The following is a 5281-nucleotide window of genomic DNA, read 5'->3' on the forward strand; positions in this document are numbered from 1 at the left end:
ATGGCCTGGAACAGCCAGGCCGCGTCGGCCACGTCCCAGGTGAGCGGCCCGATCTGGTCGAGGCTCGAGGCGAAGGCCACGAGCCCGTACCGGCTCACCCGGCCGTAGGTGGGCTTGAGGCCCACCACCCCGCACAGGGCCGCGGGTTGGCGGATCGACCCGCCCGTGTCCGAGCCCAGGGTGGCCGCAGCGAGCCCGGCCGCCACGGCCGCGGCGCTGCCGCCGCTCGAGCCCCCGGGCACCCGCTCGGGGTCCCAGGGGTTTCGCACCGGGCCGAAGGCCGAGGTCTCGTTGGACGAGCCCATGGCGAACTCATCGAGGTTGAGTTTCCCGAGGAACACGGCCCCGGCCTCGCGCAGCCGGGCCACGGCGGTGCCGTCGTAGGGCGGCACGAAGTTCTCCAGGATCCGCGAGGCGCAGGTGGTCCGGACCCCCTTGGTGACCAGGAGGTCTTTGAGGCCCACCGGGATCCCCGTGAGCGGGCCCGCCTCGCCGGCCCGGATGCGGGCGTCGGCCGCCCGGGCCATCTCCAGGGCGAGCTCCGGGGTCACCGTGATGTAGGCGTTCAGCTTGGGGTTCAGGGCCTCGATCCGGTCGAGGTAGGCTCGGGTGATCTCCTCGCTCGTCACCTCGCCCCGGTCGAGGAGCCCCCGGAGGCGCCGCACCGTCATGCCGAGAAGTTCCATCGCGCGCCTCCCCTCAGGCCTCGATGACCTTGGGCACCCGGAAGCACCCGTCCTCGGCCTCTGGGGCGTTCGCCAGCACGGCCTCCTGGCCGAGGGACGGCCGGACCTCGTCGTCTCGAAACGCGTTCACCGCGTCGTGCACGTGGGCCATGGGCTCGGTGTCCGCGAGGTCGAGCTCGTCGAGTTTGGCCACGTAGTCGAGGATGGCCGAAAGCTGCTCGGTGAAGGCGTCGATCTCGTCGTCGCCGAACTCCAGCCGGGCCAACTGGGCCACGTGGAGCACCTGGTCCCGGGTGATCGCCATCGAACCGCTCCTTTTCCCAAGGTGCGCATCGGGTTGGACAAGCGCGGAAACCTAGCACGCCGCCTCGCCGGGGGGCAAGGAGCAACTCCGCTTGCCGAAGGGAACGGGCCCCGCGAGGCCTTGGGCGCCTAGTCCCCTCCGGTTCCGCTTGCCCGGCGGCATGCTCCGGGCTAACCTTGGCTAACCAAAATGGAGCGCGGAGGAAGGGCCATGGCGCGAATCCAGGTGAATATGCACGAGGCCAAGACGCGACTCTCGGAGTTGGCCCGAAGGGCCCGGCAGGGGGATCGCGTGGTCATCGCCCGGGCGGGGGAGCCCTACGTGGATCTCGTGCCCCACCGGGAGGAGCGGGCCGTCCGGGTCCCGGGGCTGCTGAAGGGGAGGGTCCGGATCGCCCCGGATTTCGACGAGACCCCGGAAGACGTCATCCGGGCGTTCGAGGGTGGGTCGTGCGAAGGTTCCTGATGGACACCCACGCCATCCTGTGGTGGTTGGCGGATGATCCGCGGTTGGGAAAACGGGCGAGGGCCGCGATTTCCGACGGCCGCAACCCCGTGTACGTGAGCGCCGCCTCGGCGTGGGAGATCGCAATCAAGAAGGGCCTGGGAAAGTTGGAAGCGCCTGATGGGCTCGCCTCCGTTCTCGTCGAGGCGGGGTTCGAGACGCTCCCGATCGAATTCACCCACGCGGAGCGGCTTGCGTCCCTCCCTCCGATTCATCGGGATCCGTTCGATCGGATCCTTGTCGCGCAGGCCCAGGTGGAGGACCTGGTCCTCGTCACGGCCGACCGCACGATCCCGAGGTACCCCGTGGAGGTCCTGGACGCCCTTCAATAGGCGTGCCGGTTGCCGTCCTACGGCCGTGGGGTGACGGCCCGGCGTGTCAACCCCGTTGGGTGAGCCGGAGCCGGAACCCGAACACGGGGAGATCCTTCTGGAGGAAATCGAGGTCGGGGGATCGCCGAAACCCCATGCCCTCGTGCATATGCCAGGCCGCCTCCATGGCCCGGGTGGTGTGGAGGATCACCTGGCCGTGGGCCCGGGCGATGCAGGCCTCGGTGAGCGCCCGGCCGATTCCCCGGCCCCGGAAGGCCGGGTCCACCCCGAGGAGCCGGATGCCCGAGGCGTTCTTCTCCTGGGGTGCCGTGCCGCCCGAGCCGTAGCGCGCCATGTCGCCGAAATAGACGACCCCGCCCGCGATCCGGCCGTCCGGGGCACGGCCACGAGCACGCGGGTGTCGGGCTCCTCGTTCATGCGCCCCACGTTCCGGAGTTTCTCGTAATACTCGGGCTGGTCCTCGGGCCGCGGAAACCCGGGGAGCGCCGCGTACACCTCGACGAGCAACCGGCCCAGGGCCTCGTACTCCCCGGGCCGCACCTCGCGGATCTCGAACCCCTCGATCATGCGCGAGTCCTCCAAGACTTCGGTCATCGGTCACCGGTCGTCGGTCAACGGTTTCCGGCCGCGGAGGGAGGGGCGGAAAAAATTCGTGTAACCCTCTAATTTCAGTGGCGGTATCGCCGCCCAGCCGCCCAGCCGCCCAGCCGCCCAGCCGCCCAGCCGCCCAGCCTCATCCGGCCCGCTTCGCGGTCATCCTCTCGATGTCGAGCCGGAGCACCGCCGTGGCCGCCACCGCGGCATCGGGGAACCCCACCCCCTCGGCCGGCCCCCCGAACTGGCGCACGATGGCCGCAAGGCCGCGGCGTTTTTCCTCCGGACTCTCTACCACCGCCACCCGGCCCCAGCCGATCACGCTCCGGTACCGGAACCCCCAGGAACACGGAGGCCCCTCCCGCCGGACCCCGTCCACCAGGTCCACCTCGAAGCAGACCCGGGGCTCAGCCCGAAGGAGTTCCATCTTGAGCCCCTCGAATGCGCCGTGAAAGTAGAGCCGTCCGGGCTCGTACCCGAAGCTCAGGGGCACCACGTACACCTCCTCGCCCCACCGGAGCCCCAGCCGACACACCGTGGCTTCTCGAAGGATCGCCTCGATCTCGGCCGGGTCCGTGACCTCCCGTTCCCTTCGCCGCACCGCGCTCCCTCCTCTTTTCGCGTGGGAGAACCGGAGGCCGGAGGGTACCACAACGGCCCGCCGGGGCCGATCCCCGCCCGCCGGGTTGTCACGGGGTTTTGCTTGACTGGGGACGACGGTCGGGGAAGAATCGGGGAGAATGATCGGGGAATTGATCATTAGAATAACCAAATAGAGGGTTACCCATGGGCACCACGGTTTCCGCCACCGCCGCGAAAATCCGGTTCGGGGAGCTCCTGCGCTGGGTCAGCGAGCACCGCGAGGGGGTGGTGATCGAGAGGCGGGGACGCCCCCGGGCCGTCCTGCTGTCGTTCGAGGAGTACCAGGAGTTGAAGCGGGCGCGAGACGACGTGGAACGACACAGGGCCCTAGAGGAACTTCGGGCCCTTGCCGACGCGGTGGGGAGCCGGGCGGTTGATCTTTCGCCCGAAGACCGCAACCGGTTGGCTGACGACCTCGTTCGGGAGGCCGTGAGCAGTCTCGAAGAGAAAGGGAAAGTGCGCTTCCGGGGGCCGTGAGCCGTGCTCCGCGCCTTGATCGACGCAAACCTGTTTGTGAGTTACCTCTTGGCGAGGAGGGGAGGGGGGGAGGTCGAGTTCGTGGTCGAGGCGGGCATCCTCGGTCAATACACGATCCTTCTTCCCGAAGAACTCCTGGAGGAACTGTCCGTCGTGATTCGGCGGAAGGCCTACCTCGCAAGCCGGATTTCTCCCGAGGTGTGGCAGCGGTTTGCTGATATCCTCCGCGGTTGCTCCGAGCTTTTGCCCCCCATCCCCGAACCCATCCCCCGCGTGGTGCGCGATCCGAAAGACGACTACCTCCTCGCCCACGCCGTTGTGGCCCGCGCGGACGCGCTTGTCACCGGCGACCGCGACCTCTTGGCCCTTTCCGGCGTAGCCCCCTGCCGGATCCTGAGCCCGGCCCAATTCGCCGAGGTCCTCCGTTCGCCGTAAACCGCGGGGCCCGGGGACCCGTCTCCATTCGTCGTTGAGCCCCCCTTCGGCTTGCCGCGAGCTCCCGGTGGTGATGATTGAATATCGAATATTCAATCGTCACGGAGCCGCCATGATCCCGCGCACGCTCGCCTCGAGGCTCGTCCGCGCCGCCGAAAGGTCCCCGGTGGTCAGCTTCACCGGCCCGCGCCAGTCGGGAAAGACCACCCTGGTTCGCGCGGCGTTCCCCGAGCACGCGTACGTCTCGCTGGAGCTCCCCGACCAGCGGACGTTTGCCATCGAGGATCCGCGGGGGTTCCTGGCGCAGTTCCCCGGGCCGGTGATCCTCGACGAGGTGCAACGGGCCCCGGAGCTGTTCTCGTACATCCAGGTCCTGGTCGACGAGACCCCCGACGCGAACGGGCGCTTCGTGCTGACGGGATCCCACAATTTCCTGCCGCTCGAGCGGATCTCCCAGTCGCTGGCGGGACGGTGCGCCGTGCTCCACCTCTTGCCGTTCTCCCTGGCGGAACTCCTGGGCGCGGAGCCGCCTTCGTTCGACACCCTGGGCAGGGATGTCCCGGCCCATCGCCTGCCGGCGCCCCCCCGGGGGCTGTTCGAGACCCTGTACACCGGGTTTTACCCGCGGATCCACGCTACGGGAGTCGACCCGCGGGAGTGGCTCGCGAGCTACTACCAGACGTACATCGAACGCGACGTGCGAACCGTGGTCAACGTGGGAGACCTGGAAACCTTCGGCCGCTTCGTCCGCCTTTGTGCCGGGCGAACGGGGCAGTTGCTGAACCTCTCGGCACTGGCGTCCGACGCCGGGGTCACGCACTCGACGGCGCGGCGATGGCTCTCGGTGCTGGAGGCGAGCTTTCTGGTGGCGCTGCTTCGTCCCCACCACGAGAACTTCGGGAAACGGTTGATCAAAAGCCCCAAGCTCTATTTCCTGGACACGGGGCTGCTGTGCTACCTGCTTCGGATCCGGACCCCCGAAGAGCTCTTTCACCGGGCGGAGCGGGGAGCGGTGTTCGAAGCCTTTGTGGTGAGCGAGTTCCTCAAGGCGTTCCTCCACAGGGGGGAGCAGCCGAGCCTCTCCTACTGGCGCGACGCAGCCGGTCACGAGATCGACCTTTTCGTCGATCTCGGGTCGCACCGGATTCCGGTGGAGATCAAATCCGGCCAGACCGTCACCCCGGAGTTCTTCTCTAACCTTCGCTACTGGCGGACCCTCTCCGGCGACCCCGACGGGCCGGCGGCCCTGTTCTACGGCGGCGACCAGGCGTTCCGGCGCTCCGGCGTCGTGGTGCTCCCGTGGTTCG

General features: G+C 68.6%; 9 protein-coding genes. 5 read left to right on the top strand and 4 right to left on the bottom strand.

The genetic code is table 11. The features are described 5' to 3' along the window. Both ACY0I8_RS16045 and gatC read right to left on the bottom strand, forming a co-directional pair. The coding region (locus ACY0I8_RS16045) for an amidase (RefSeq protein ID WP_461395542.1) at positions 1–686 on the bottom strand (686 nt) is incomplete at its 3' end. A gap of 13 nt (positions 687–699) precedes the next feature. Beyond that, a complete protein-coding gene (gatC, locus tag ACY0I8_RS16050) occupies positions 700–990 on the bottom strand; it encodes an Asp-tRNA(Asn)/Glu-tRNA(Gln) amidotransferase subunit GatC (protein WP_459940934.1) in 291 nt (96 codons plus the stop codon). A 210-nt stretch (positions 991–1200) separates the two neighbouring features. On the opposite strand from gatC, the gene ACY0I8_RS16055 reads away from it, so the two are divergent. Continuing rightward, entirely contained in the window at positions 1201–1455 is a 255-nt protein-coding gene (locus tag ACY0I8_RS16055; RefSeq protein ID WP_461395543.1) for a type II toxin-antitoxin system Phd/YefM family antitoxin, read from the top strand. Beyond that, positions 1440–1826 (top strand): type II toxin-antitoxin system VapC family toxin, encoded by a 387-nt coding sequence (locus tag ACY0I8_RS16060; RefSeq protein ID WP_461395544.1) that lies wholly within the window; start codon positions 1440–1442, stop codon positions 1824–1826. The genes ACY0I8_RS16055 and ACY0I8_RS16060 overlap by 16 nt, the downstream gene beginning before the upstream one ends. Before the next feature lie 46 nt (positions 1827–1872). Here ACY0I8_RS16060 and ACY0I8_RS16065 read toward each other — a convergent pair whose 3' ends face one another. Both ACY0I8_RS16065 and ACY0I8_RS16070 read right to left on the bottom strand, forming a co-directional pair. Continuing rightward, on the bottom strand, positions 1873–2160 hold the full coding sequence (locus tag ACY0I8_RS16065) for a GNAT family N-acetyltransferase (protein ID WP_461395545.1): 288 nt from the start codon (positions 2158–2160) through the stop codon (positions 1873–1875). A 399-nt stretch (positions 2161–2559) separates the two neighbouring features. After that, positions 2560–3021 (bottom strand): pyridoxamine 5'-phosphate oxidase family protein, encoded by a 462-nt coding sequence (locus tag ACY0I8_RS16070; protein WP_461395546.1) that lies wholly within the window; start codon positions 3019–3021, stop codon positions 2560–2562. Between the two features lie 185 nt (positions 3022–3206). Here ACY0I8_RS16070 and ACY0I8_RS16075 point away from each other — a divergent pair, with 185 nt between their 5' ends. From ACY0I8_RS16075 to ACY0I8_RS16085, 3 genes are all read left to right on the top strand, one after another. Next, positions 3207–3539, top strand: coding sequence for a type II toxin-antitoxin system Phd/YefM family antitoxin (locus ACY0I8_RS16075; RefSeq protein WP_461395547.1), 333 nt, complete (start codon positions 3207–3209; stop codon positions 3537–3539). 3 nt (positions 3540–3542) lie between these two features. After that, positions 3543–3974 carry a putative toxin-antitoxin system toxin component, PIN family gene (locus ACY0I8_RS16080; RefSeq protein ID WP_461395548.1) on the top strand — a complete coding sequence of 144 codons (432 nt, stop codon included), beginning with the start codon at positions 3543–3545 and terminating at the stop codon, positions 3972–3974. Between the two features lie 112 nt (positions 3975–4086). Beyond that, positions 4087–5281 (top strand): ATP-binding protein (locus ACY0I8_RS16085; RefSeq protein WP_461395549.1); only part of this gene is annotated, 1195 nt, incomplete at its 3' end.

The sequence above is a fragment of the Deferrisoma sp. genome, from assembly GCF_054681715.1.

Coding starts and splice junctions, on each gene's coding strand:
- gatC (WP_459940934.1), bottom strand. CDS start 990: ATGGCGATCACCCGGGACCAGGTGCTCCACGTGGCCCAGTTGGCCCGG.
- ACY0I8_RS16055 (WP_461395543.1), top strand. CDS start 1,201: ATGGCGCGAATCCAGGTGAATATGCACGAGGCCAAGACGCGACTCTCG.
- ACY0I8_RS16065 (WP_461395545.1), bottom strand. CDS start 2,160: ATGGCGCGCTACGGCTCGGGCGGCACGGCACCCCAGGAGAAGAACGCC.
- ACY0I8_RS16075 (WP_461395547.1), top strand. CDS start 3,207: ATGGGCACCACGGTTTCCGCCACCGCCGCGAAAATCCGGTTCGGGGAG.